The sequence below is a fragment of the Agromyces sp. CCNWLW213 genome (assembly GCF_037199545.1).
Taxonomy (GTDB): Bacteria; Actinomycetota; Actinomycetes; order Actinomycetales; family Microbacteriaceae; genus Agromyces.
Genome location: NZ_JBBBDX010000001.1, coordinates 889,137 through 914,217, shown reverse-complemented (window position 1 = coordinate 914,217; position 25,081 = coordinate 889,137). Strand labels below are relative to the sequence as shown.

Annotated in this window: 24 protein-coding genes; 12 read left to right on the top strand and 12 right to left on the bottom strand. The window is 72.3% G+C overall.

Translation table 11 applies throughout. The annotated features are described in order from the left end of the window. Window positions 1-9: 9 nt before the first annotated feature. Window positions 10-1,221, bottom strand: a complete 1,212-nt coding sequence (locus tag WBQ80_RS04295; protein ID WP_336571103.1) for a winged helix-turn-helix domain-containing protein — start codon at window positions 1,219-1,221, stop codon at window positions 10-12. 71 nt (window positions 1,222-1,292) lie between these two features. Between WBQ80_RS04295 and WBQ80_RS04290 the strand changes: the two genes are divergently transcribed. Then, a complete protein-coding gene (locus WBQ80_RS04290; RefSeq protein ID WP_336571104.1) occupies window positions 1,293-2,504 on the top strand; it encodes an AI-2E family transporter in 1,212 nt (403 codons plus the stop codon). A 1-nt stretch (window position 2,505) separates the two neighbouring features. Next, entirely contained in the window at window positions 2,506-3,801 is a 1,296-nt protein-coding gene (ilvA, locus tag WBQ80_RS04285) for a threonine ammonia-lyase (RefSeq protein ID WP_336571105.1), read from the top strand. A gap of 82 nt (window positions 3,802-3,883) precedes the next feature. Here ilvA and greA read toward each other — a convergent pair whose 3' ends face one another. Then, complete coding sequence (gene greA, locus WBQ80_RS04280; RefSeq protein ID WP_336571106.1) at window positions 3,884-4,375, bottom strand: transcription elongation factor GreA; 492 nt, start codon at window positions 4,373-4,375, stop codon at window positions 3,884-3,886. A gap of 60 nt (window positions 4,376-4,435) precedes the next feature. After that, entirely contained in the window at window positions 4,436-4,960 is a 525-nt protein-coding gene (locus WBQ80_RS04275) for a DUF4307 domain-containing protein (protein ID WP_336571107.1), read from the bottom strand. A gap of 71 nt (window positions 4,961-5,031) precedes the next feature. Between WBQ80_RS04275 and WBQ80_RS04270 the strand changes: the two genes are divergently transcribed. Continuing rightward, window positions 5,032-5,328 (top strand): hypothetical protein, encoded by a 297-nt coding sequence (locus WBQ80_RS04270; protein ID WP_336571108.1) that lies wholly within the window; start codon window positions 5,032-5,034, stop codon window positions 5,326-5,328. 13 nt (window positions 5,329-5,341) lie between these two features. Here the strand turns inward: WBQ80_RS04270 and trhA are convergent, their stop codons facing one another. Continuing rightward, window positions 5,342-6,142, bottom strand: coding sequence for a PAQR family membrane homeostasis protein TrhA (gene trhA, locus WBQ80_RS04265; RefSeq protein ID WP_336571109.1), 801 nt, complete (start codon window positions 6,140-6,142; stop codon window positions 5,342-5,344). A gap of 74 nt (window positions 6,143-6,216) precedes the next feature. Here trhA and WBQ80_RS04260 point away from each other — a divergent pair, with 74 nt between their 5' ends. From WBQ80_RS04260 to WBQ80_RS04250, 3 genes are all read left to right on the top strand, one after another. Further along, window positions 6,217-7,002 carry an isoprenyl transferase gene (locus tag WBQ80_RS04260; protein ID WP_336571110.1) on the top strand — a complete coding sequence of 262 codons (786 nt, stop codon included), beginning with the start codon at window positions 6,217-6,219 and terminating at the stop codon, window positions 7,000-7,002. Window positions 7,003-7,057: 55 nt separating this feature from the next. Continuing rightward, window positions 7,058-8,176 (top strand): aminotransferase class V-fold PLP-dependent enzyme, encoded by a 1,119-nt coding sequence (locus tag WBQ80_RS04255; RefSeq protein ID WP_337282468.1) that lies wholly within the window; start codon window positions 7,058-7,060, stop codon window positions 8,174-8,176. 203 nt (window positions 8,177-8,379) lie between these two features. Next, on the top strand, window positions 8,380-9,765 hold the full coding sequence (locus tag WBQ80_RS04250) for a PhoH family protein (RefSeq protein ID WP_336571112.1): 1,386 nt from the start codon (window positions 8,380-8,382) through the stop codon (window positions 9,763-9,765). Window positions 9,766-9,841: 76 nt separating this feature from the next. On the opposite strand, the gene WBQ80_RS04245 is transcribed toward WBQ80_RS04250, so the two are convergent. From WBQ80_RS04245 to xseA, 5 genes are all read right to left on the bottom strand, one after another. Then, window positions 9,842-11,257: a class II fumarate hydratase gene (locus WBQ80_RS04245; RefSeq protein WP_336571113.1), complete on the bottom strand. Its 1,416-nt coding sequence runs from the start codon at window positions 11,255-11,257 to the stop codon at window positions 9,842-9,844. A 76-nt stretch (window positions 11,258-11,333) separates the two neighbouring features. Then, a complete protein-coding gene (locus WBQ80_RS04240; RefSeq protein ID WP_337282467.1) occupies window positions 11,334-11,987 on the bottom strand; it encodes a carbonic anhydrase in 654 nt (217 codons plus the stop codon). Between the two features lie 11 nt (window positions 11,988-11,998). Continuing rightward, entirely contained in the window at window positions 11,999-12,640 is a 642-nt protein-coding gene (locus WBQ80_RS04235) for a DUF4245 domain-containing protein (protein WP_336571115.1), read from the bottom strand. Further along, window positions 12,640-12,885: an exodeoxyribonuclease VII small subunit gene (locus WBQ80_RS04230; protein WP_336571117.1), complete on the bottom strand. Its 246-nt coding sequence runs from the start codon at window positions 12,883-12,885 to the stop codon at window positions 12,640-12,642. The genes WBQ80_RS04235 and WBQ80_RS04230 overlap by 1 nt, the downstream gene beginning before the upstream one ends. A 10-nt stretch (window positions 12,886-12,895) precedes the next feature. Continuing rightward, window positions 12,896-14,119, bottom strand: coding sequence for an exodeoxyribonuclease VII large subunit (gene xseA / locus WBQ80_RS04225; RefSeq protein WP_336571118.1), 1,224 nt, complete (start codon window positions 14,117-14,119; stop codon window positions 12,896-12,898). 85 nt (window positions 14,120-14,204) lie between these two features. On the opposite strand from xseA, the gene WBQ80_RS04220 reads away from it, so the two are divergent. Continuing rightward, window positions 14,205-15,251 carry a 4-hydroxy-3-methylbut-2-enyl diphosphate reductase gene (locus tag WBQ80_RS04220; RefSeq protein WP_336571183.1) on the top strand — a complete coding sequence of 349 codons (1,047 nt, stop codon included), beginning with the start codon at window positions 14,205-14,207 and terminating at the stop codon, window positions 15,249-15,251. 37 nt (window positions 15,252-15,288) lie between these two features. Here the strand turns inward: WBQ80_RS04220 and WBQ80_RS04215 are convergent, their stop codons facing one another. Both WBQ80_RS04215 and fbaA read right to left on the bottom strand, forming a co-directional pair. After that, entirely contained in the window at window positions 15,289-15,927 is a 639-nt protein-coding gene (locus WBQ80_RS04215; RefSeq protein WP_336571119.1) for a DUF6264 family protein, read from the bottom strand. Window positions 15,928-15,935: 8 nt separating this feature from the next. Beyond that, window positions 15,936-16,967 (bottom strand): class II fructose-bisphosphate aldolase, encoded by a 1,032-nt coding sequence (gene fbaA / locus WBQ80_RS04210; RefSeq protein WP_337282466.1) that lies wholly within the window; start codon window positions 16,965-16,967, stop codon window positions 15,936-15,938. Window positions 16,968-17,072: 105 nt separating this feature from the next. On the opposite strand from fbaA, the gene WBQ80_RS04205 reads away from it, so the two are divergent. From WBQ80_RS04205 to WBQ80_RS04190, 4 genes are all read left to right on the top strand, one after another. Continuing rightward, window positions 17,073-17,984, top strand: a complete 912-nt coding sequence (locus WBQ80_RS04205) for a fructose-bisphosphatase class II (RefSeq protein WP_336571122.1) — start codon at window positions 17,073-17,075, stop codon at window positions 17,982-17,984. Window positions 17,985-18,118: 134 nt separating this feature from the next. After that, window positions 18,119-19,120 carry a class II fructose-bisphosphatase gene (gene glpX, locus WBQ80_RS04200; protein WP_336571123.1) on the top strand — a complete coding sequence of 334 codons (1,002 nt, stop codon included), beginning with the start codon at window positions 18,119-18,121 and terminating at the stop codon, window positions 19,118-19,120. Window positions 19,121-19,216: 96 nt separating this feature from the next. Further along, window positions 19,217-20,599 (top strand): MFS transporter, encoded by a 1,383-nt coding sequence (locus WBQ80_RS04195; protein ID WP_336571124.1) that lies wholly within the window; start codon window positions 19,217-19,219, stop codon window positions 20,597-20,599. A 91-nt stretch (window positions 20,600-20,690) separates the two neighbouring features. Continuing rightward, window positions 20,691-21,533: a serine hydrolase gene (locus WBQ80_RS04190; RefSeq protein WP_336571125.1), complete on the top strand. Its 843-nt coding sequence runs from the start codon at window positions 20,691-20,693 to the stop codon at window positions 21,531-21,533. Window positions 21,534-21,590: 57 nt separating this feature from the next. Here the strand turns inward: WBQ80_RS04190 and WBQ80_RS04185 are convergent, their stop codons facing one another. Next, window positions 21,591-22,967, bottom strand: a complete 1,377-nt coding sequence (locus WBQ80_RS04185; protein WP_336571126.1) for a M20/M25/M40 family metallo-hydrolase — start codon at window positions 22,965-22,967, stop codon at window positions 21,591-21,593. Between the two features lie 269 nt (window positions 22,968-23,236). On the opposite strand from WBQ80_RS04185, the gene WBQ80_RS04180 reads away from it, so the two are divergent. Further along, window positions 23,237-25,081, top strand: a complete 1,845-nt coding sequence (locus WBQ80_RS04180) for an ABC transporter substrate-binding protein (RefSeq protein WP_337282465.1) — start codon at window positions 23,237-23,239, stop codon at window positions 25,079-25,081.

Sequence of the window (25,081 nt, the reverse complement as noted above, 5' to 3'; positions counted from 1 at the left end):
CCGGGCGGTTCAGGCGGCGGCGAGGGCGGCGGCCACCGCGGGGGAGAGGTCGCCGCGCCCGGCGACCACCACCTCGTCGAGGCCGTGCCACGCGGCCGCACGTCGGAGCACCGGCGCCAGTCGCTCGGCGGTCTCGGCCGGGGCGTGCGCCTCGGCCCACGCCGACTGGACGCGCAGCACTCGCGCGGCGCGGTCGCTCTTCAGGTCGACCCTCGCGACGATGCGGTCGTCGATGAGCAGCGGCAGCGAGTAGTAGCCGAACCGCCGCTGCGCCTCGGGGGTGTAGATCTCGATGCGGTAGTGGAAGTCGAAGAGGCGCTCGGCGCGCGGGCGGAACCACACGACCGGGTCGAACGGCGACAGCAGCGCGGCGGCGTCGATGCGCCGGGGGCGTCGCGCGTCGCGGTGGAGCCATGCGGGGGTCGGCCGGGAGCCGGTGTTCCAGCCGGGGACCTCGACCGGGAGGAGCACGCCCGCATCGACCAGGTCGGCGACGGCGGGCCGCACCTGCGCACCCTTCATGCGCCAGTAGTCGGCGAGATCGGCCGCCGTGGCCACGCCGAGCGCGGATGCCGCGCGCTCGACGAGCGTGCGGACCTGGTCGGCCTCTGCGGGCGCCGAGTCGAGCAGCGCCGGATCGAGGGCCTGCTCGGGCAGTGCGTACACGCGCTCGAACCGGCGACGGTCGACGCAGACGACCTCGCCCGTGCGGAACATCCACTCGAGCGTGCGCTTGGCGTCGGACCAGCCCCACCAGGGGCCGCGCCGTTCGTTCGCGTCGTGCTCGATCGCGCTCGCCGGCATCGGGCCGTTCGCCGCCAGCTCGTCTCGGAGCCAGTCGGCGAGGCGGCGATTCTCCGAGAGCCACCCGCCCCACTCCGACGTGCCGCTGCGCCGGTACTCGTCGCGGCGGAACTCGAACATCGGCCACAGCTCGCGCGGGATGAACGCCGCCTGGTGCGCCCAGTACTCGACGAGGCGCCCGCGCCGGCCCCACGCCAGGCGGTCGAGGGCGGTGCGCTCGTACGGTCCCACGCGACTGAACGCCGGCAGGTAGTGGCTGCGCTCGAACACGTTGACCGAGTCGATCTGGAGAAGCCCCAGCCGGTCGACCACGCCGGCGATCGCACGCGTGCCGGCCGCGGCCGGGAGCGGCCGCGCGAAGCCCTGCGCGGCGAGCGCGATGCGGCGGGCGAGGGCGGGGCTGACGTGGTCGGCCATGGTGCTCCGACCATAGCGGGGGCGCACGACATACGGCGGAACGGCCCGGATCCGGAGCCTAGACTGGGGCCATGGCGGACGCCAAGGGGACCTCGCGCATCCGACGTGCGCGCACGCGACGCACCAGCGTGCCCGAGCCGCAGGCCGAACCGCGCGACGCCGCGGCGTCCGTGCCGTACCCGATGCGGGTCGCCGCCGCGTGGTCGTGGCGCCTCCTGCTCGTCGGCGGAGTCCTCGCGGTCGTGGTCTTCCTGGTCATCCAGCTGCGCTTCGTCGTCATCCCCGTGCTCGTCGCCGTGCTGCTCTCGGCGCTGCTCGTGCCGTTCGCCGAATTCCTGCGGCGACACCGGTGGCCGAAGTGGCTCGCCGTCACGGTCGCGATGCTCACCACCCTCGCCGCCGTCGCCGGGCTCCTGACGCTCGGCATCTCGCAGATCGTCCGGGGATCGGGCGACCTCGCCCGGCAGAGCGTCGTCGCGTGGGAGGACTTCCGCGAATGGCTCCTCGAGGGTCCGCTGCACATCACCACCGCCCAGTTCGACGCGTGGGTCGAGGAGATCGTCGCCGCGCTGCAGGACAACAGCGGCATGCTCGTCAGCGGCGCGCTGTCGGTCGGGTCGACCCTCGGTCACTTCCTCGCCGGCCTGCTCCTCGCGCTCTTCGCGACCCTGTTCATCCTCATCGACGGCAGGTTCATCTGGAACTGGATCGTCGGGATCTTCCCGCGCCGCGCACGGGCGGCGATCGACGGCAGCGGCCGGGCCGGATGGGCGACGCTGCAGAACTTCGTCAAGGTGCAGATCCTCGTCGCCACGATCGACGCGATCGGCATCGGCCTCGGGGCGCTGCTGCTCGGCGTGCCGCTCGCGATCCCGATCGCCATCCTCGTGTTCCTCGGCTCGTTCATCCCCATCGTCGGCGCGGTGATCACGGGTGCGCTGGCCGTGTTCGTGGCGCTCGTCTACAACGGCTGGGGCATCGCCCTCGCCATGCTGGGCGTGGTGCTGCTCGTGCAGCAGGTCGAGGGGCACGTGCTCCAGCCGCTCATCATGGGCACCGCCGTGAAGGTGCATCCGCTCGGCGTGGTCATCGCGGTCACCACTGGGTCGCTGCTCGCCGGCATCCCCGGTGCGCTGTTCGCCGTGCCCGTCGCGGCCGTGCTGAACGTCATGATCCTGTACATCGCCGGCGGCACCTGGAAGCAGGCCGAGCCGCCGGCCCCCCCAGAGACCAGGTCCCCGCTCTGGCGCACCGTGCCGCAGCGCCCCGGATACGGACGGTGAGATGAACCACGCCATCGACGCCCGCACGACCGCCGAGCCCCGCGCGGTCGCGACGCCCGCCCCGCCCGCCTGGCCGGGACCGGACCTCGCCGGGTTCGAGCACGCCCAGCGCGTCGTGGCGCACGTCGCCCGACGCACGCCCATGGAGTCCTCGCGGTACCTCGCCGCGCTCGCGGGCGTCCCGGTCCACCTGAAGTGCGAGAACCTGCAGCGCACGGGCTCCTACAAGCTGCGCGGCGCATTCAACCGGATGTCGGCCCTCACGCCCGACGAACGCGCGCTGGGCGTCGTGGCCGCCTCCGCGGGCAACCACGCGCAGGGCGTCGCATACGCCGCGCGCGAGCTCGGCATCCACGCCACGATCTTCATGCCCGTCGGCGTCGCGCTCCCCAAGCTCGAGGCCACGCGCGCCTACGGCGCCGACGTGATGCTCCGCGGCGACTCGGTCGGCGAGACCCTCGAGGCGGCCGCGCGCTTCGCCGCCGAGACGGGCGCCGTGCCCATCCCCCCGTTCGACCACGCCGACGTGATCGCCGGGCAGGGCACGCTCGGCCTCGAGATCCTCGAGCAGGCGCCCGACATCTCGACCATCGTCGTGCCGATCGGCGGCGGCGGGCTCGCCGCGGGGATCGCGAGCGCCGCCAAGCAGAGGGCCGCGGCGCTCGGCCGAACCATCCGGGTGGTCGGGGTGCAGGCCGAGAACGCGTCGCCGTACCCGCCGTCCCTCGCCGCGGGCGTGCCCACGACCGTGCCGGTGCTGCCGACGATCGCCGACGGCATCGCCGTGTACAAGCCGGGTGAGCTGAACTTCGACATCATCCGGCACGCCGTCGACGAGGTCGTGACCGTCACCGAGGACGACATCGCCCGCGCCCTGCTCGTGCTGCTCGAGCGCGCGAAGCTCGTCGTCGAGCCCGCCGGTGCGGTGGGCGTGGCCGCGCTCATGACGGGGGCCGTCCGGCCCGACGGCCCGACCGTGGTCGTGCTGTCGGGCGGCAACATCGACCCGCTCCTCATGCAGCGCGTGATCGCGCACGGGCTCGCCGCATCCGACCGGTACCTGACCCTGCGCATCGGCCTGCCCGACCGTCCGGGCCAGCTCGCGCGCATCGCCGAACTCGTGGCCGAGGCGAACGCGAACGTCGTCGAGGTGCTGCACACGCGCCACGGCGCGGGCATGCAGATCTCCGAGGTCGCCCTCCAGCTCTCGGTCGAGACGCGTGGCCCCGAGCATCGGGCCGAGGTCGTCGAGGTGCTCCGCCGCGCGGGCTACGAGCCCGAGATCATCGAGGAATGAGCGAGGGGGGGGGGGGGGGGGGGGGGGGGGGGGGCCCCCCCCCCCCCCCCCCCCCCCCCCCCCTCGAGGCTCGTGGACGCGCCTACTGGCCGCCCCAGGTCTCGACCTTGCGGATCTCGACGGGGATCTCTCGCCCGTTCGGGGCGGTGTACGACGTCGACTCGCCGACCTTCAGCCCGAGGATCGCGGCGCCGAGCGGCGACTGCTCGCTGAACACGTCGAGCTCGGAGTCGCCGGCGATCTCGCGGCTCCCGATCAGGAACCGTTCCTCGTCGCCGGCGACGGACGCGGTGATCACGGTGCCGGACTCGACCACGCCGGTCGACTGCGGCGCCTCGCCCACCTCGGCGTTGCGCAGCAGTTCGGTCAGCTGCCGGATGCGGGCCTCCTGCTTGCCCTGCTCGTCCTTCGCGGCGTGGTACCCGCCGTTCTCCTTGAGGTCGCCCTCTTCACGCGCGGCCTCGATGCGCTTCGCGATCTCTTCCCGGCCGGTGGTGGAGAGCTGCTCGAGCTCGGCGGCGAGCCGGTCGTAGGCCTCCCGGGTGAGCCAGGTGACGGTTGCCTCCTGCGCCATGGTGCACACTCCCGTGTATAGACATGACGCCCCGGCGGATGCCGGAGCGAATCTCCTATGTTAGATCAGCCAGCAGTTCGAGACCAAACCCGTGTTGGGCTCGAGCGCCGTGCGGACGGTCTCGGTGAACGTGCGGAGCGGTCGTTCGGACGCGGGGATCTCGACGACCTTCCACCCCACGATCGTGAAGTCCTCGTTGAACGCCTGGACGACGCACGCGGTCTCGTTGCCCGCGGGCACCGAGAGCCGCCAGGTCACCTCGACGGCGTGGTCGTCGATGAGCCGGTGCCCGAGGTCGGTCGCCTGGACCTGCGGGCGGCTGCCGTCGAGGCCCGCCCACACGACCCACGCCACGAGCACGACCGCGAACGCGGCGGCGGCGCCGCCGAGGATCCAGCGCTCGCGACGGCGGCGCTCGGGGGTCCGACCGTACCGGTCGGCGAGGTCGTGCGGCGCACCTGGCGGACGCCGGCGATCGGCTGCGGACGACGCGGTCACCGGGGGACGGACTGCTTCGCCGTCGAGGGCGGCGTCCTCGGCGGCGGCGTCGATCTCGGCTGCGTCCGCGGGCTCGCGTGGGGGCACCGCCCGGCTCCTTCCCGGCTCGATCGTCTAGGCTTCACCCAAGCCTACGCCCCGCCCCTGAAGGGATCCCGATGCCCGTCGCGTCCGCCGTCACCGCGCTGCTCGCCGCCGCCGCGGAGGAGGAGTTCGACCCGAACGACGTCACGCCGGGGGTGGAGGGCTTCGTCATCACCTTCATCGTGATGGCGGTCGTCCTGCTCCTCGTGCTCGACATGGTGCGCCGCATCCGCCGGGTGAACTACCGCGCCGAGGCGAAGGAACGGCTCGAGCGCGAGGAACGCGAGGCCGACGCCGCTGCCGGCGAGCCCGGCGCCGACCGGGCCGCGGGCGACGCGGCATCCGACCGGCCGCCGAGCCGGCCCGAGTAGCTCCGGCAGCCCCTCAGCCGACGTGGTACGCGGGCTCCAGGGCGATGAGCAGCGTGGCCGTCCAGTGGCACATGAACGCCAGGACCGTGCACACGTGGAAGATCTCGTGGAAGCCGAAGTGCCCCGGCCACGGATTCGGCCGCTTCATGCCGTAGACGATCGCGCCCACCGTGTAGAGCAGGCCCCCGACGATGACGAGCACCATCATCGGGACGCTCACCGCGAGCAGGTCGCCGAGGTACATGACCGCGGCCCAACCGAGCAGCAGGTACAGCAGCACGTACAGCCAGCGCGGCGCGTGGATCCAGAACACGCGGAATCCGATCCCGACGAGGGCGCCGCCCCACACGATCCCGAGCAGCAGCCAGCCCTTGTCGGGCGGGAGGGCGAGGAGCGCGAGCGGCGTGTACGTGCCGGCGATGAGCAGGAAGATGTTGGCGTGGTCGACCCGCTTCAGGATCACCTTGGTGCGCGGCGACCAGTCGAACCGGTGGTACAGCGCGGAGAGGCCGAAGAGCAGCATCGAGGTGACCGTGAAGACGGCGGAGGCCCATTTCGCCCACGGGCCCTCGGCCAGCGCGATGAGCACGATGCCGGCGACGATGGTGAGCGGGAACGTGCCCGCGTGGATCCATCCCCGCCACGTCGGCTTCAGGTCGGCGGGCCGCTCGGTCGAGGCGTCGATGAGCGGCAGGTTCGGCAGGTCGGTGCCGCGGCGGTCGTCGACCGCGACGGCCGCATCGGCCGGGTCGAGCTCCGACTCGGGTCGCTGCAGGTGCTCGCCGACGTCCTCGGGTTCGCTCGCGGGGCTCATGTGCACAGCGTAGGGGCGTGCTGATCACGGGATGCTGTGAGTGATCGTCTCGGGCGGAGGGGTACCGTAGTCGGGTGCAGACGAGCGATCACCACCTCGGTCGCGGGCTCCTCTACCGGCTCTACCAGAACCGGCTCCGGCGCGAACTCGACGAGGCAGAACTGCCGCACCACGTGGCCATGATCATCGACGGCAACCGCCGCTGGGCCAAGCAGCTCGGCTACGAGACGGCCGCGCACGGGCACCGCGCCGGCGCCGCCAAGATGCGCGAGTTCCTGGAGTGGTGCGACGAGCTCGGAATCGGGGTCGTGACCCTCTACCTGCTCTCGAGCGACAACCTCGGCAACCGCACGTCCGTCGAGCTCGCCGACCTCATCGAGATCATCGCGGACCTCGCGGAGGAGCTCAGCCACTACCGCGACTGGCGCGTGCAGCACGTCGGCACCGACGCGGGGCTGCCCGAGCCGCTCGTCGCCGCGCTCGATGCGGCGGAGCAGCGCACCGCGGGCAAGACGGGCCTGCACGTGAACCTCGCCGTGGGATACGGCGGCCGCCGCGAGATCACCGACGCCATGCGGTCGATCGTCGCCTCGCACCACGCCGAGGGACGGAGCCTCGAGGACCTCGCCGAATCGCTCACGCCCGACCTCATCGGCGAGCACCTCTACACCGGCGGACAGCCCGACCCCGACCTCGTCATCCGCACGTCCGGCGAGCAGCGGCTGAGCGACTTCATGCTGTGGCAGGCGGCGCACAGCGAGTTCTACTTCGTCGAAGCCCTCGGCCCCGACCTGCGGCAGGTCGACTTCCTCCGCGCGATCCGCGACTACACGAAGCGGCACCGGCGGTTCGGCGGATGAGCATTCCCCCCTCCGCATGTCAGGATATGGCTCGGAGAAGGGGGCGCTGACCCACGTGACCATCGACGACTACCTCGCCGGATTCACCGAGGAACCCGGGTACCTCGACTACGCCCGCGTCGGCCCGATGACGCGGGTCGCCGCCGAGGAGACGTCCGCGTTCACGCACGCGCTGGAGCGGGCGCGACACGGCAGCCTCGACGCGCTCCGCGAGCAGGATGGGCGGATGCGCGAGGCGGCATCCGCCCTCACCGGCTTCGCGGTCGACCAGGTCGTCGCCATCCCGAACACCACGACCGGCCTCATGCACGCGATGTTCGGGCTCACCGGAACCGTGCTCCTCTCGCCGGGCGAGTTCCCGAGCCTGCCGATCGCCGCCGTGCGCGCCCAGGAGGCGCTGCACTCGGTCCAGCCGGCATGGCTCGAGACCGATCACGGCAAGGTCACGCCCGGCCAGATCCGCGACCAGCTCGAGGCCAACGTGGCCGCCGTCGCGGTGAGCCTCGTCGACTCCCGCACCGGTTACCTGTGCGACCTCGAGGGCATCCGGCAGGTCATCGGCGACCGGCTGCTCGTGGTCGACGCCATCCAGGGATTCGGCGTCGTCGACGCGCCCTGGGAGCTCGCCGACGTCGTCGTGACGGGCGGCCAGAAGTGGTGCCGGGCGGGGTGGGGCACGGGGTTCATGGCCGTGTCCGATCGCGCGCGTGCGCAGCTCACCCCCGTGTTCTCGGGCTTCACCGGCACCGAGGAGGACGAGGTCTGGGACGAGGTTCCGCCGCCGGCCTCGACGGCGCGGGCGTTCCGGCTCTCGAACCCCGACCCCATCGCCGCGGCCCGGTTCGCGGCCGCGATGGAGGAGATCGCCGACGTCGGCGTGGAGGCGATCAACGGCCGTCTCGCCGAGAACGTCAGCCGCGTCATCGACCTCGCCGACGAGTTCGCGATCCCCGTCTCGTCCTCGCGCGATGAGCGCGAACGCGCGGGCATCGTCGTGCTCGAGCCGGAACCCGAGCACGTCACCGTGCTGTCCGCGTCGCTGCACAACCACGGCGTGACCGCGACCACGCGGCTCGGCGGCGTCCGGCTCAGCATCCACGCGTCCCTCCCCGAGGACACGGTCGAGATGCTGCGCGGCGCCTTCGTCTCGTTCAACACGGCCGCGACGTACTGACGCGGGCGCGCGGCATCCGTCGCACCGACGACCGGCATGTGAACGGCGGATGTCGCGCCGCGTGTCGCTCACGTGGATGTCGGGCGTCGGACGTAGCGTCGAGGCATCGGGCAAGTCGCCCGGTCGAGTCGGCTCGTGAACCGCTCGTTGGAGGATCGCCGGCCGGCCCGTGAGCCGAGCGGAAGCTCGGGGCAGGAGCGGTCGTGACCTCTGTCGAACCCACCAAGCCCGTCGGATCGGTCGAGTCAGTCGCCAGCGCGGCGCCGTCGGGTGCCGAGCCCGGCGGGACCTCGCAGGCCGAACGCACCTACGTGCTCGACACGTCGGTGCTGCTGTCCGACCCGCGAGCCCTGTTCCGATTCGCCGAGCACGCGGTGGTGCTCCCGGTGGTGGTCATCACCGAGCTCGAGGCGAAGCGGAACGACCCGGAGATCGGGTTCTTCGCGCGCAAGGCCCTTCGGATCCTCGACGACCTGCGCGTCGAGCACGAGCGGCTCGACTTCCCGATCCCCGTCGGCGACGACGGCGGATCGCTGCGGGTCGAGCTCAACCACTCGAGCATGTCGGTGCTGCCGAGCGGACTGCAGCTGAACGACAACGACTCCCGGATCCTCGCGTGCGCGATGAACCTCTCGAACGACGGGCTCGCGGTGACCGTGGTCTCGAAGGACCTGCCGCTGCGGGTCAAGGCCGCCTCGGTCGGCCTCGACGCCCAGGAGTACCGCGCCGAGCTCGCGGTCGACTCGGGCTGGACCGGCATGGCCGAGCTCGCCCTCGGCTCGAACGACATGGCCAAGCTCTACGAGCACGAGTCCATCGCGACGAGCGAGGTCGCCGGACTGCCGGTCAACACTGGCCTGGTCATCCACTCCGAGCGCGGCTCCGCGCTCGGGCGCGTCGTCGGCGAACGCGAGGTGCGGCTCGTGCGCGGCGACCGCGAGGTCTTCGGGGTGCACGGCCGGTCGGCCGAGCAGCGCCTGGCGATCGACCTCCTGCTCGACCAGGAGATCGGCATCCTCTCCCTCGGCGGCCGGGCGGGCACCGGCAAGTCGGCCCTCGCGCTGTGCGCGGGGCTCGAGGCGGTGCTCGAGCGGCAGCAGCACAAGAAGATCATGGTCTTCCGGCCGCTGTACGCGGTCGGCGGCCAGGAGCTGGGCTACCTGCCGGGAGACCAGGGCGAGAAGATGAACCCGTGGGCGCAGGCGGTGTTCGACACGCTCGGCGCGCTGGTGTCCGACAACGTGCTCGAGGAGGTGGTCGACCGCGGGATCCTCGAGGTCCTGCCGCTCACCCACATCCGCGGCCGCTCGCTGCACGACGCGTTCGTGATCGTCGACGAGGCGCAGTCGCTCGAGCGCAACGTGCTGCTGACGGTGCTGAGCCGCGTCGGCCAGAACTCGCGGGTCATCCTCACGCACGACGTCGCACAGCGCGACAACCTGCGGGTGGGCCGGCACGACGGCGTCGCGAGCGTGATCGAGACGTTGAAGGGGCACCCGCTCTTCGCGCACATCACGCTCACCCGGTCGGAGCGGTCGGCGATCGCGGCGCTCGTCTCCGAGATGCTCGACGGCGCCGAACTGGCGTAGCAGTCCGCACGGCGACGGCCCCGGAACGAGTGGTTCCGGGGCCGTCGTCGCGAAGGCGGATGCCGCGCGGCGGGCGTCAGCCCGCCTGGGGCGGACGCGTCATCGAGAGCAGGTCGAGCGCCTCGTCGAGCTGCGCCTCGGTGAGGTCGCCGCGCTCGACGTGGCCGAGGTCGACGACGGCCTCGCGGACCGTGATGCCCTTCGCGACGGAGTGCTTGGCGATCTTCGCCGCGGCCTCGTAGCCGATGATCTTGTTCAGCGGCGTGACGATCGAGGGCGACATGCCCGCGAGGGCGGTCGTGCGCTCCTCGTTCACCTGCAGGCCGTCGACGGTCTTGTCGGCGAGCACGCGCACCGAGTTCGACAGGAGGCGGATGGACTCGAGCAGCGCGGTGCCCATCACGGGGATCTGGACGTTCAGCTCGAACGAGCCCGACGCGCCGGCCCACGCGACCGTGGCGTCGTTGCCGACCACGCGCGAGGCGACCATGAGCACGGCCTCGGGGACGACGGGGTTCACCTTGCCCGGCATGATGGACGAGCCCGGCTGCAGGTCGGGGATGAGGAGCTCGCCGAGTCCCGTGTTCGGGCCCGAGCCCATCCAGCGGAGGTCGTTGCAGATCTTGGTGAGGCTCACCGCGATCGTGCGGAGGGCGCCGGACGCCTCGACGAGCCCGTCGCGGTTGGCCTGCGCCTCGAAGTGATCGGCGGCCTCGGTGATCGGCAGCTCGGTCTCCTGCTGGAGGAGCTCGATGACGAGCTGGGGGAACCCGGCGGGGGTGTTGATGCCCGTGCCCACGGCGGTGCCGCCGAGCGGGACCTCGGCGACGCGGGGCAGCGCCGAGCGCACGCGTTCGATGCCGAGCCGGACCTGGCGGGCGTAGCCGCCGAACTCCTGCCCGAGCGTCACGGGCGTGGCGTCCATGAGGTGGGTGCGTCCGGCCTTGACGATGCCCGCCCAGGCCTCGGCCTTCGCCTCGAGGGCGACGGCGAGGTGGTCGAGCGACGGGATGAGCTCGTCGATGAGTGCGGCGGTGACCGCGATGTGCACCGAGGTGGGGAAGACGTCGTTGGAGGACTGCGATGCGTTGACGTGGTCGTTCGGGTGCACCGGGCTGCCGAGCTTCTCGGTCGCGATGGTGGCCAGGACCTCGTTCATGTTCATGTTCGAGGAGGTGCCCGAGCCGGTCTGGTACACGTCGACGGGGAAGTGCTCGGCGAACGAGTGGCGACCCGCGATGACCTCGTCGGCGGCGTCGGCGATGGCCTGCGCGAGCTGCGCGTCGAGCACGCCGAGACGCGCGTTCGCGAGGGCTGCGGACTTCTTGATGCGCGCGAGCGCCGCGATCTGCGCCGGTTCGAGTCCGGAGCCCGAGATCGGGAAGTTCTCGACCGCGCGCTGCGTCTGGGCGCGGTACAGCGCCGACGCGGGAACCCGCACCTCGCCCATCGTGTCGTGTTCGATCCGGTAGTCGGCGGCGTTGTCCACCACGGTGTGTTCCCCTTCGATCTCGGGCGGTTTCGACCTCGGCAGCGGCGCGCGGAGCGAGCGCGAGCCGCCGGCGGCCTCAGATGCGACCGACGACGATGTCGGTCTCGGCGCGCCCCTCGAGCAGGCGGTAGTTCGCGCCGACGATAGCCAGCGTACCGGCTGCGATCGCGTCGCTGATCACCTCGGAGCGGTCGAGGAGCTCGGCCACGGTGTCGCGCAGGTGCTCGCGCCCGACGTACGCGGCATCGATCGCGGCGGCGTCGACCGGCCCCTCGGCAGCCCCCGCGACGCGGCGGACGGCGGGCACGATCCGGTCGACGACCGACTGGATGTGCGCGGGCAGCGGCGCGGCGTCGGGCGCCTGCGAGTCGATCGCGGCGCGCACGGCGCCGCACTGGTCGTGCCCGAGCACGAGGATGAGCGGTACCCCGAGCACGCCGACCGCGTACTCGAGCGATCCGATCACGTCGTCGGAGGTCACCTGCCCGGCGTTGCGGACCACGAACGCGTCGCCGAGGCCCACGTCGAAGATGATCTCGGCCGACAGGCGCGAGTCGCTGCACCCGAAGATGGCCACGAGCGGACGCTGGTGGTCGGCGAGCTCGGTGCGGCGGTCGACGTCCTGTCGCGGATGCTCGGGCGTGCCGGCGATGAAGCGCTGGTTGCCGGCGCGGAGCTCGCGCCAGGTGTCGGCAGGGGTCGTGGGACGTGCGGGCGCGGTCTGGGTCACGGCCGTTCCTCTCAGCGCTGTGCGGCGATGGCCGGCGCGATCGCGCGGGCCAGGGTCTCGAATTCCTCCGGCGGGGCGGTGCCGAGCAGCACGAAGGTGCTGTCGCCGGCCTCAGTGACGAGGCCGTAGCGCGCGTTGCCCACCTCGTCGGTCGTCTCCCGGTTGTCGTAGACGGTCCACTCGACGCCGTCGATCGTGGTCACTCCGGTCGCGATCGTGTTCGCGAGGAGGTCGGCGGTCCACGTGGGGTTGGCGTCGAGGCCCTGGTACATGCCGGCGTACTCGTCGCTGGGCGTCAGGTAGCCGGCGTACCAGGCCGTCACGCCGTCGGCGCGATCGTCGCGCAGCTCGGCCGCGTTCGAACGCCAGCCCTCGGGCAGCTCGGGCACGGCGAGCGTGGTCCCGATGCCGACCTGGGCCTGCGCCGCGACGGCGGGCACGTCGACGTCGCGCTCGATCGGGTCGTCGCTGCGCGGAACGAGCAGCACGATGATCGCGACGACCGCGAGGCTCGCGAGCAGCGAGCCGACCAGGTTCTTGACCGTCTGGCGCTGGCGTCGCCGGACGGCGTCGTCGGCCTTGCGCGCCGCGGTCTCGTCCGGCGTCTCGGGCCGGCCGAGCTCGGCCACCACGCGGGGTTCGCGTCGCGCCATCAGCCCTCGCCGCCGTCGGTCGGCCGGCCGGATGCCACGGCGCCGGCGCGGGCCGCATCGAGCCGCGCCTTCGCGCCCACGAGCCACTCCTCGCATCGCTGCGCGAGCGCCTCGCCCCGCTCCCACAGCGCGAGCGACTCCTCGAGCGTGGCGGAGCCCTGCTCGAGCTCGCCGACGACGCGCACGAGCTCGTCGCGCGCCTGCTCGTAGCTCAGCTCGGCGACGTCCGGGGGAGTGGTGGGCATGGACGGCATTCTATTCGCCGTCGCCGACAGCCCCCCGAGAGGTCGCCCCCAGGCGGCCCTCGGCGAGCGTGATGCGCAGCGGCGTGCCCTCGGGTGCCTGGTCGGGCCGCGTGAGGACGCCGTCGTGATCGCGCTGCACGATCGCGTAGCCGCGTTGCAGGGTCGCGAGGGGCGACAGGGCGCGCAGCTGCGATCGCAGTTCGCCCACCCGGACGCCGGCCCGCTCGATCGAGCGCTCCGCGAGTTCGGCGCCGCGGGCGACCCAGCGCGTGACGTCCTCCGCGCGCCGGTCGACGATCCACCCGGGATCGGCGATGGCGGGCCGCGAGCGGAGGTGCTGGAGGCGGTCGATCTCGTGCGTGACGAGCGTGGTCACGCGCATGCGGAGGCGGGCGCGTGCCTGCTCGACCCTGATGAGCTCCTCGGCCACGTCGGGGACGACGCGCTTCGCGGCATCCGTCGGCGTGGAGGCCCTGAGGTCGGCGACGTCGTCGAGCAGCGGGCGATCGGCCTCGTGCCCGATGGCGCTCACGATGGGCGTCGACGCCGCGGCCGCCGCCCGCACGACCCGCTCGTCGCTGAACCCGAGCAGGTTCTGGAAGTCGCCGCCGCCCCGGGCGACGATGATGACGTCGACGTCGGGGTCGGCGTCGAGGCGCCGGATGGCCGCGACGACCTCGGGGCCGCAGCGCTCGCCCTGCACGGCCGCGTGCACGACGCGGAACTCGACCGCGGGCCACCGCAGCTTCGCGTTCCGGATCACGTCCTTCTCGGCGTCGCTGTCCTTGCCGGTGACGAGGCCGATGACGCCCGGCAGGAACGGCAGTCGCTTCTTGCGGGCGGCGTCGAAGAGCCCCTCTGCGGCGAGCTGGGCGCGCAGGCGCTCGAGGCGCTCGAGCAGGTCGCCGAGCCCGACGTGCCGCAGGTCGAAGACCTGCATGGTGAGCGATCCGCCCTTGACCCACCAGTTGGGCTTCACGAGCGCGACGACGTGGTCGCCGGCCTTGAACTGCTCGGTGAGCTTCGCGCGCGTCGACGACCAGATCGTGAACGACACCGTGGCGTCGGCCTCGAGGTCCTTCAGCTTGCCGTAGACGTTGCCGGCCGAGACGCCCCACTGCGTGACCTCGCCCTCGATCCACACCGTGCCGAGGCGGTCGAGGTACTCCTTGAGCTTGCTCGAGAGCATCGAGACGGGCCACGGGGTCTCGCGCGTCGTGGGGCCCTGAGCCATGCGCCTCCCAGCCGCTCGTCATCTGGGGCCACGTAGGATGGGCACCGTGACGAGCTTGACGGATGCCCCGCGAATCGACCTCGGCATGCCTCGGATCCCGAGCGTGCGCGGCCGGCTCAAGGATATCCCCGCCCAAGGACGCAAGCGGGTGCTGCTCGCTGCGCCCCGCGGCTACTGCGCGGGCGTCGACCGCGCCGTGATCGCCGTCGAGAAGGCGCTCGAGCACTACGGCGCGCCCGTGTACGTGCGCAAGCAGATCGTGCACAACATCCACGTCGTGACCGAGCTCGAGAAGCAGGGAGCGATCTTCGTCGAGGAGGTCGACGAGGTGCCCGAGGGCGCCCACGTCGTCTTCAGCGCGCACGGCGTCTCGCCGGCGGTCGTGAACGAGGCGGCCGAGCGCGGCCTGCACGCCATCGACGCGACGTGCCCGCTCGTGACGAAGGTGCACCGCGAGGCCGTGCGCTTCGCGCGCGACGACTTCGAGATCCTGCTCATCGGCCACGAGGGCCACGAGGAGGTCGAGGGCACGGCGGGCGAGGCGCCCGATCACGTCACGCTCGTCAACAGCCCCGACGACGTGCCGAACATCGAGGTCCGCGACCCCGACAAGGTCGTGTGGCTCTCGCAGACCACGCTCTCGGTCGACGAGACGATGGAGACCGTGCGGCGCCTGCGCGAGCGGTTCCCGAACCTGCAGGACCCGCCCTCCGACGACATCTGCTACGCCACGCAGAACCGCCAGGTCGCGATCAAGAAGGTCGCGCGCGATTCCGACGTGGTGATCGTCGTCGGCTCGGCCAACTCGTCGAACAGCGTGCGGCTCGTCGAGGTCGCGCTCGAGTACGGCGCCAAGCGCGCGTACCGGGTCGACTACTCCACCGAGATCCGGCAGGAGTGGCTCGAAGGCGCCGAGACCGTCGGCGTCACGAGCGGCGCGTCGGTCCCCGAGGGGCTCGTCAAGGAGGTGCTCCTCGAACTCGAGGACGCCGGCTACGGCGAGGTCCAGGAGGTCAAGACGGCAGAGGAGGACCTGATGTTCTCGCTGCCGAAGGAACTCCGCAAGGACCTGCAGGGCAACCGCGACGCTCGCGCCCTCGGCGGACGCGGACGGCAGGCGGCGACGGCCTGATCCGGCCCCTGGCGCGGCCGGCCACCGGACGGGACGGTCAGGCCCCCGGCCCCATGAGCACGCGCGCGTACTCCGGGTCGGACAGCAGGATCTGCGCCATCAGCGCGTAGAGCACGACGAACGCCACCGCGCCCATCACGAGCGGCACCCAGAACGCGAGGCGCCGCGCGCGCAGGCGCCGGACGGACCACGCCAGCGCGATCACCCACAACGCCAGCTGCACGATGGTGCCGACGAGGATGAGCGTCGGCACCTGCGGTCCGGCGACGAAGTCGCGGGCCGGGAGCTCGGTGCCCAAGACCTCGGCCGTCTGCCGGAACGTCTCGGTGGCGACCGACGGCAGCATGGTCAGGAGCAGCGCGTTGTACGCGGCGCCGAACAGGCCGACGACCAGCAGGATGATCGTCGCGATCGCGTCGCCGCGCCGGACCCCGCCGGCCGGCGCGGGCGGCGGTGCGGCCTGCGGTGCCGTGCCCGGAGCGTTCGCCCCGTACGAGGGCGCCGGGGCGGCGGGCGCGGGATCCGCCCGCGGCTCGGCCGGCGGCTGCCACGACCAGCCCTCCGGCGCGTACTCGCCGTAGCGGGGACGGGGCCGCTCGTCGCGCGGCGGCGGGGGAGCGCCGCCGTCGGCCGGCGGCCCCTGCGCCTCGTTCCGAGCGGCCTCGTCCTGCGACATCCGCTGCCCTACGCCGAGATCGACTTGCCGGCGGAGCCGAGCTGGCGGGTCGACTCGCCCACGCGGGCGGCCATCGCCGTCTCGGCGACCTTGCCCCATGCGCGCGGGTCGTACTGCTTCTTGTTGCCGACCTCGCCGTCGACCTTCAGCACGCCGTCGTAGTTCTTGAACATGTAGTCGGCGATCGAGCGCGTGAACGCGTACTGCGTGTCGGTGTCGATGTTCATCTTCACGACGCCGTTGGCGACCGCCTCGGCGATCTCGTCGTCGGTCGAGCCCGATCCGCCGTGGAAGACGAGGTCGAGCGGCTTCGGGCCGGTGCCGTACTTCTCGGCCAGGCCGTCCTGGATCTCCTTCAGCAGCGACGGGCGGAGCTTGACATTGCCCGGCTTGTACACGCCGTGCACGTTGCCGAAGGTGAGCGCCGCCATGTAGCGGCCGTTCTCGCCCAGGCCGAGCGCCTCGACCGCCGCGATCGCGTCGTTCAGGGTCGTGTAGAGCGCCTCGTTGGAGCCCTCGTGCTTGACGCCGTCCTCCTCGCCGCCGACGACGCCGATCTCGACCTCGAGGATGGCGTCGATGTTCTTGATCTTCGGCAGGATGTCCTTCGCGATCTCGAGGTTCTCGTCGAGCGGCACGGCCGAGCCGTCCCACATGTGCGACTGGAAGATCGGGTTGCGGCCCGCCTTCACCTCCTCCTCGGAGGCGGCGATGAGGGGGTACACGAAGCTGTCGAGCGCCTCCTTCGGGCAGTGGTCGGTGTGCAGGGCGACCGTGACCGGGTACGCCTTCGCGACCTCGTGCGCGAACTTCGCGAACGCGAGCGCGCCGGCCGCGCGGGCCTTGACCGTGTGGCCCGCGAAGTAGTCGGCGCCGCCCGTCGTGACCTGGATGATGCCGTCGGAGCCGGCCTCGGCGAGGCCCTGCAGCACCGCGTTGAGCGTCTGCGAACTCGACACGTTGAACGCCGGGAAGGCGAAGCCCTGGGCCTTGGCGGTGTCGAGCATCTGCGCGTACTGCTCGGGAGTTGCGATGGGCATACCTTGCTCCTTCGAAAAGTCGTGGGTTGCGCACGAGTCTAGCGACGTGTCGAGGCGGGCTCAGGTGGGTGACGGATGCCGCCGCCCATCGGGCACGATGGACGCGTGCCTGCTCCGTCGCCCGACGAACCCCCGCTCGCCCTCGCCCTCGCCGAGGCCGCGCGCCTCGCCGCGCTCGCGGCGATCCCGGTCGTCGGCGGAGGCGACCGCGACGCGGTGGACGGCGCCGCGGTGGCGGCGCTGCGCGCTGCGCTCGCCCGGATCGACGTCGACGGACGGGTCGTCGTCGGCGAGGGCGAGAAGGACGGGGCGCCGATGCTGCACCTCGGCGAGCGGTTCGGCACGGGCGCCGGCCCGGCGATCGACATCGCGGTCGACCCGGTCGACGGCACGAGCCTCGCCGCGGCGGGACTCCCCGGTGCGATGGCGATCATGGCGGCGGCGCCTCGCGGTGCGTTCCTCGGCATCGGTCCCGCGCACTACATGGCGAAGCTCGTCTCGCGCGTGCCGGGGCTCGAGATCGACGCGCCGGTGCGCGAGGCGATCGCGCGCATCGCGGAGCACCGTGGGATTCCGGTCGAGCACGTGAGGGTCGCCGTCCAGGACCGTTCGCGCAACGCGGCGGTCGCGGATGCCGCCGAGGCGGCCGGTGCGCGGGTCGAGCGGTTCGTCCACGGCGACGTCGAGCGATGCCTTCGCGCCGCCCGCGCCGACGGCGACCTCGACCTCGTGATCGGCATCGGCGGGGCGCCCGAGGGCGTGCTCACGGCCGCCGCCGTCCGCGCCCTCGGCGGATGGATGCAGGCCCGATTGGCGCCGCAGTCGGCGGCGGAGTCCGATCGGCTCGCCGCCGCGGGCGTCGCGCTCGGCCGGGTCCACGGACTCGACGAGCTCTGCGGTTCGACGACCGCCGTGTTCCTCACCGCCGTGACGCCGTGCGACCTCGGCGGAGGACTGCGACTCGCGCCCGGGCGATCGTGGCGCATCGCATCGCCGTCGTGGGCCTCCGTTCGTTAAGAACCGCCGAACTTTCACGGCACTTCGGCCCGTTCGACCCGGCCGCGCGCATGCCCCGTCAGTAGGCTCGAAGCGAGACGTCGGCGCGCGTGTCCCGCGGTCGCCGCATCCCCACGACGACGGAAGGCCCTCCGATGGCGAGCACCGAGACCGAAAGCCTCTACCTGCACCCCGACCGCAACATCGCGCTCGAGCTGGTGCGCGCCACGGAGGCCGCCGCCATCCGCTCGTACCCGTGGATCGGGCGCGGGGACAAGCTCGCCGCCGACGGCGCGGCGGTCGACGCCATGCGCGCCTTCCTCGGGACGGTGAACTTCGACGGCGTGGTCGTGATCGGCGAGGGCGAGAAGGACGAGGCGCCGATGCTGTTCAACGGCGAGAAGGTCGGCAACGGGCGGGGCCCCGCGTGCGACATCGCGGTCGACCCGATCGACGGCACGTCGCTCACGGCGGCCGGCCGCCAGAACGCGCTGTCGGTCATCGCGGTCGCCGACCGCGGCACCATGCTCGACGCGTCGTCGGTGTTCTACATGGACAAGATCGTGACGGATGCCGCGGGCATCGGCGTCGTCGACATCCGCAAGCCGATCGGCGAGAACCTCCGGGCCCTCGCCAAGGCCAAGGGCAAGGACGTCGGGGAGCTGCGGGTCGCGGTGCTGAACCGGCCGCGCCACGAGCAGCTCATCGCCGACATCCGCGCCGCGGGCGCCGGGACCCGGCTCATCAGCGACGGCGACGTCGCCGGCGGCATCAACGCCGCGCGGTACGAGTCGCGCATCGACATGTGCGTCGGCATCGGCGGCAGCCCCGAGGGCATCACCACCGCATGCGCGATCAAGGCGCTCGGCGGGTTCATGCAGGGCCGGCTCGCCCCGAAGGACGACGAGGAGCGCGCCCGCGGCGAGGCCGCCGGACTCGACTGCGACCAGGTGTACGAGCTCGGCGACCTCGTCCGCAGCGACAACACGTTCTTCGTCGCGACCGGCGTGACCGACGGCGAGCTCGTCGACGGCGTGCGCAAGAAGGGGCCCGTCATCCGCACCGAGTCCATCGTGCTCCGCGGCCGGTCGGGCACGATCCGGCGCATCGTGGCCGATCACCTCGTCGAGAAGTGGCTCGACGAGGACGACCGCTGACCCGGCCCGCTTCCGGCCGACGTTCCGCCGGCGTCGGGGTGCTGCCCTGAGCGGACGGGCTCGCGAGGTGTCGGACGTCTGTCGCAGACTGGGCGGATGACCGATACGCGCGTTCCGCGGGCGCTCCGCCCGTTCACGTCCGGGCAGTACCGGCTGCTCGTCGTGGCGCTCGCCGCGTCGCTGCTGTCGGCCGGCGCCTGGATCGTCGCCGCCGCGTGGCAGGTCATCGAGCTCGGCGGCACTCCGATCGACTTGTCGATCGTGGCGGTCGGTGCGAGCCTCGGCCTCGTCGCGGCCGTGCTCGTCGGGGGAGTGGTCGCCGACCGCGTGCCGCAGCGCCGCATCCTGCTCGTCGTCGAGGTGGCTCGAGCCGGGGTCTTCGCGGTGGCCGGAGTGCTCGCCGCGACCGGCGCGATCGAAGTCTGGCACCTCGCCGTGCTCTCCTTCGTGCTCGGCGTCGCCGACGGGTTCTTCTATCCTGCGTACTCGGCGTGGCTTCCCGCGCTGCTTCCGTCCGAGCAGCTGCTCGCGGCCAACGGGGTCGAGGGCGTGCTGCGGCCCGTGGCGCAGAACGCCGCCGGACCGGCGCTCGCGAGCCTGCTCATCGCCGTGCAGGGTCCGTGGCTGTCGTTCCTCGTCGTCGCCGGGCTGCAGGTCGTCGCGGTGGTCGCGCTGGCGCTCATGCGCACGACCGCCGTCCGACGCGACCTCGACGGCGAGGAGACGCATCCCGTCCGGCAGATGTTCGTCGACCTCCGCGACGGGTTCGCGTACCTCCTGCGGACCCGGTGGCTGTTCGCCACGCTCGCGTTCTCCATCCTGCTCGTGCTCGTCGTGATCGGCCCGATCGAGGTGCTCATGCCGTTCGCGGTTCGCGACCAGGCGGGCGGCGGTGCGGGCGAGTTCGCCCTGGTGCTCGCGGCGTTCGGCGTGGGCGGCGCCGTCGGCTCGCTCCTCGTCTCGTCGTTCCGGCTGCCGCGGCGCTACCTGACGCTGATGATCCTCGCGTGGGGCTTCGGATGCATCCCGCTCGCGGTGATCGGGGTCACCCCGTGGCTCTGGGTGATGGTGGTCGCGACGTTCATCGTCGGGTTCCTGTTCGACGCCGCCCAGGTCGTGTGGGGCACGCTCCTGCAGCGCCGGGTGCCCCCGGCCATGCTGGGCCGGGTCTCGAGCCTCGACTTCTTCGTGTCGCTCGCGCTCATGCCCGTGTCGATGGCGATCGCCGGCCCCGTCGGCGAGTGGCTCGGACTCGCGCCGGCGTTCCTCATCGCCGGCCTCGTGCCGCCGCTGCTCGCGATCATCACGCTCGCCGCGGCCCGGCTGGGCGAGGACGAACTCGCGCATCCGCTCGACGACGGCCCCATGGACGCCACGCAGGTGACGGGCGCCGAGGCGGCGGCCGGGTTCGCCGTCCCCGCCGATGAGCGGCATCCCGGAGCCGAGGACGGCGACCGGGGACGTCGCGGCGACTCCTAGGGATCGCGCCCACCGCCCCGCCGGGCGTCATCGAGATGCAGCCGCTCCGACCGGGCTGATAGCCTCGCCCGGGATCCGAGGGAGGATGACGATGGCGGTCCGCGTCGAACCGGCTCTGCTCGAGCTGCTCCGTACCGACGACGTCCGGCTCCGCGAGGTGTCGTGGTCGGTGTCGGTGCTCGACGTCGAGTCGGGCGACGTGCTCGTCGACCACGAACCGGAGCGCGTGCAGCGGACCGCGAGCATCGGCAAGCTCTTCCTCCTCGTTGAGGTGGCCCGCCAGGCCGCAGCCGGCGTGCTCGACCTCGACGAGCAGGTCGAGCGGAATCCCGAGGAGTTCGTCGCCGACTCGGGCATCTGGTACCGCCTGCGCGCGGACGCGCTCAGCATCCACGACGCCTGCGCGCTGGTCGGCGCAGTGAGCGACAACCTCGCGACCAACGTGCTCGTGCGCCGCATCGGGCTCGACGCCGTCGCACGGACCACGCGGTCGCTCGGCATCACCCGCTCGGCCCTGCTCGATCGGGTCCGCGAGGAGCGCGGGCCGGAGCATCCGCCGACCCTCTCGCGCGGCTGCGCCGGCGAGCTCGCCGACCTCGCGCGCCGGCTCGAGCGGGGTGAGGTCGTCTCGCCCGAGGTGTCTCGCGCGGTCGTCGACTGGCTCGCGCTCGACACCGACCTCTCGATGGTCTCCGCGGCGTTCGGGCTCGACCCGCTCGCGCACACCGAGGTCGACCGCGGCATCCGGCTGTGGAACAAGACGGGGACGATCAGCAGCGCCCGCATCGACGTCGGCGTCGCGTCGACCTCGCGGCGGGGCATCGCGTGGGCGGTGCTCGCCGACTGGGACGGCGCGTCGGGCGATCCGCGCGACGCCGTGCTCGAGCGCATGAGGTCGCTCGGCGAGGGGATCCGGGTGCTGCTGGAGGCGTGACGCAGGGCGCCGCGGGCGATCCGATCCTCCGTGCGCGGGCCGGGCTCGGAGCGGGCGTCAGGCGTTCGTGAGGAAGTCGTGCAGCATGCGGCGGCCCTGCTCGAGTGCCGCGACCGGGACTCGCTCGTCGACGCCATGCGTCCCGGCGAGCTCGCGACCGTCCGGGTCCGGCCCGAGCGGCGCGAAGCCGTACCCGGCGATGCCGATCCGCGCGAACGCCTTGGCGTCGGTGCCGCCGCCCATGCAGAACGGCACGACGACCCCCTCGGGGTCGGCGCGCCGGATGGCGGCGCGCATCGCCTCGAACCACGGCCCGTCGAGCGCCGACTCCACAGGAGGTTGGAACGAGGTGAACTCCAGGTCCACGTCGCCGGCGAGCTCGCGGAGCCGCTCCGGCATGCCCGCGTCGAACCCCGGGGGGCAGCGCACGTCGATCAGGGCCTCGGCCGCCGAGGGGATCACGTTGACCTTGTACCCGGCGTTCAGGACCGTCGGCGTCGAGGTCGCCCGGATGGTGTGACGCGCGTAGTCCGCGGCGCCTCCGAGCGCCTCGAGCGCGGCCGCGACACCCGCCTCGGTTCGCAGGTCGGCCGCGTGCCCGACCGCCGCGCACGCCTCGGCGAGGAAGGTCCGGACGGTCGTCGACAGGTGCAGGGGCCAGCGATGCGCGGCGAACCGCTGCACGGCCTCGGCGATCGCCGCGACCGGATTGTCGATCGTCGGGCGCGAGCCGTGCCCGGCCGTGCCCTCCGCGCGCAGGCGGAGGTGCATCGTGCCGCGTTCGGCGGTGGCGACGGGGTAGAGGCGCACGCTGCTCCCGTCGGCCCCTCGGACGCTCACGGGGACGCCGCCGCTCTCGCCGATCGCGGCCTCGACGCCGGCGAACAGCTCGGGGCGGTGCTCGACGAGCCAGAGCGCGCCCTCGGCGCCCGTGTCCTCCTCGTCGGCGACGAACGCGAAGACCACGTCGCGTCGCGGGCGCTCACCGCGCTCGGCCCAGTCGAGCAGGCACGCGAGCATCATCGCGACCATGTCCTTCATGTCGGTGGCGCCACGTCCCCAGACGTACCCGTCCCGGATCTCGCCGGCGAACGGCTCGACGCTCCAGTCGTCGGGCTCGGCGGGCACCACGTCGAGGTGACCGTGCACGAGGAGCGCCGGGAGCGCCGGGTCGACGCCCGGCACGCGGAGGACCACGCTGGCGCGTTCCGGTCTCGGCCCCAGGATCTCGGGGTCGTATCCGGCGCCGCGGAGGAGCTCCGCGATCCAGGCCGCGATCAGGTGCTCTCCGGAGCTGCGGCCGCCTCCGTGATTGGTGGTGTCGAAGCGGATGAGTCGGGCGCACAGCTGCGCCACGTCGGCCCCGGCGGCATCGGCGGGAAGGGCGGACGCCGAGCTGCCGGCATCCGTTTGGGTGAAGGTTACGTAGCGCATGATTGCGACCGTTCTATCAGATCTCGCGAAATCAAGGCTTGATTTTCCAGAAACAGACCGAGAAACTCAGTGCCAGCGGAAATGATCCGCTACGTAAATTGCACCAACCGCCCCGCACGCCACCGGTTCCACGCGGACCCGGGCCGATTTGACTCCCCGCCCCGCGGGTGATTGATTCGGACGGCGCGACGGGGCGACGGGCTCCCCAGCCCGTCTCGTCCATGGCAGCCCATCGCGCCCCGGCGCGTGATCCGAACCTGTGAGGTCCCGTGAACCAACCGCCAACGCCGCGCTCCGTCGCGACACCGCGCTCGCACCGAGCGCGACTGCTCGCCGTGCCGGCCGTCGTCGCCGCGCTCGCCGCACCGCTCGCCGCCGCTCCGGCCGCCCTCGCCGATGAGGGGACCGACCCGTACCTGCGCGTCGCGACGAGCAACGACATCGACTCGCTCAATCCCTTCATCGCCTCGCTCGCCTCGAGCACCAACCTGATCGGCCTCACGTACGAGCGCCTCGTCGAGTGGAGCGCCGAGGACAACTCGGAAGTCCCCGGCATGGCCTCGGAGTGGACGACCTCGGCGGACGGGCTCACGTGGGAGTTCACCATCCCCGAGGGCCGCGAGTGGAGCGACGGCGAGCCGATCACCGCCGAGGACGCCGCCTGGACCTACACGGCGATCCTCGAGAACGAGCCGCTCCAGATGGCCAACGGCGGGCTCCTGACCAACATCGACTCGGCGGTCGCGGTCGACGACGACACGCTCGAGATCCGCCTCAAGGAGCCGCAGGCGCCGAACCCGGGCGCCGACCTGCCGATCGTGCCCGCCCACGTCTGGTCGGAGCTCGACGCGCCGGAGGAGCACGCGAACGACGAGGACGTCGTCGGCTCGGGCCCGTTCCTCATCTCGTCGTACGACGAGGGCCAGAGCGTCGAGCTCGTGGCCAACGAGACGTTCTGGCGCGGCGCTCCGAAGGTCCCCGGCATCCGCTACATCTACTACAAGAACGGCGACGCCCAGGTCCAGGCCCTCAAGGCCGGCGAGGTCGACTTCGTGAACGGACTCACGCCGGCGCAGTTCGAGGCGCTCGAAGGCGTCGAGAACATCGAGCTCAACGCCGGCGACGGCCGCCGCTACTCGGCGCTCGCCCTGAACCCCGGCGCGAAGGATGCCACGGGCGCACCGCTCGGCGACGGCAACCCGGTGCTGCAGGACGTCGCGGTCCGCCGTGCGATCGCGATGGCGATCGACAAGGAGGCGATCGTCGAGAAGGTGAAGCAGGGCTACGCGGTGGTCGGCGAGACCGAGATCCCGCCGGTCTACCCCGCCTACTTCGGCATCGCCGACAGCGAGCGGATGGAGTTCGACCCCGAGGCCGCGAACGCGCTCCTCGACGAGGCGGGGTACGCGCTCGGCGCCGACGGCATCCGGGTCGACAAGCAGGGCCAGCCGATCGAGCTGCGCATCATGGGCCGCTCGTCCAACCCGGCCCACGCGCAGACCGCCGAGTACATCCAGCCCTGGCTCGCGGACATCGGCATCGCGACCCGCGTCGACATGTTCTCCGACAACCAGGTCAACGACGACTCGACCCTCGGCCGGTACGACATGTACTTCACGGGCTGGGGCCAGGGACCCGATCCCGACTTCCAGCTCTCGATCAACCTCTGCTCGTCGTTCCCGAACGCCGACGGATCGGGCGCCCTCAGCGAGAGCAACTGGTGCGACCCCGAGTTCGACGAGCTCTTCGCGGCCCAGCACACCGAGCTCGACCCCGAGCGCCGTGCGGAGCTCGTCAAGGAGGCGTGGGCCGTCAAGTACGCCGACGCGGTGAACGTGGTGCTCTCGTACGACCAGTCGCTCGAGGCGTACCGCTCCGACCGCTTCGACGGCTTCGCGCTGCAGCCCGCCGAGGGCGGCATCATCGGCAACCAGAACGGGTACTGGGGCTTCTACGAGGCCACGCCCGTCGCGGAGGCCGAGAACGTCGCCGGAGCCGAGGGCGCGCCGACCTGGCTCGTGGTGGCCGTCATCGCCGGAGTCGTCGTCGCCGGCGGCGCCATCCTGCTCATCGTGCGTCGCCGCCGCGCGGCATCCGCGGACGATCGGGCCTGA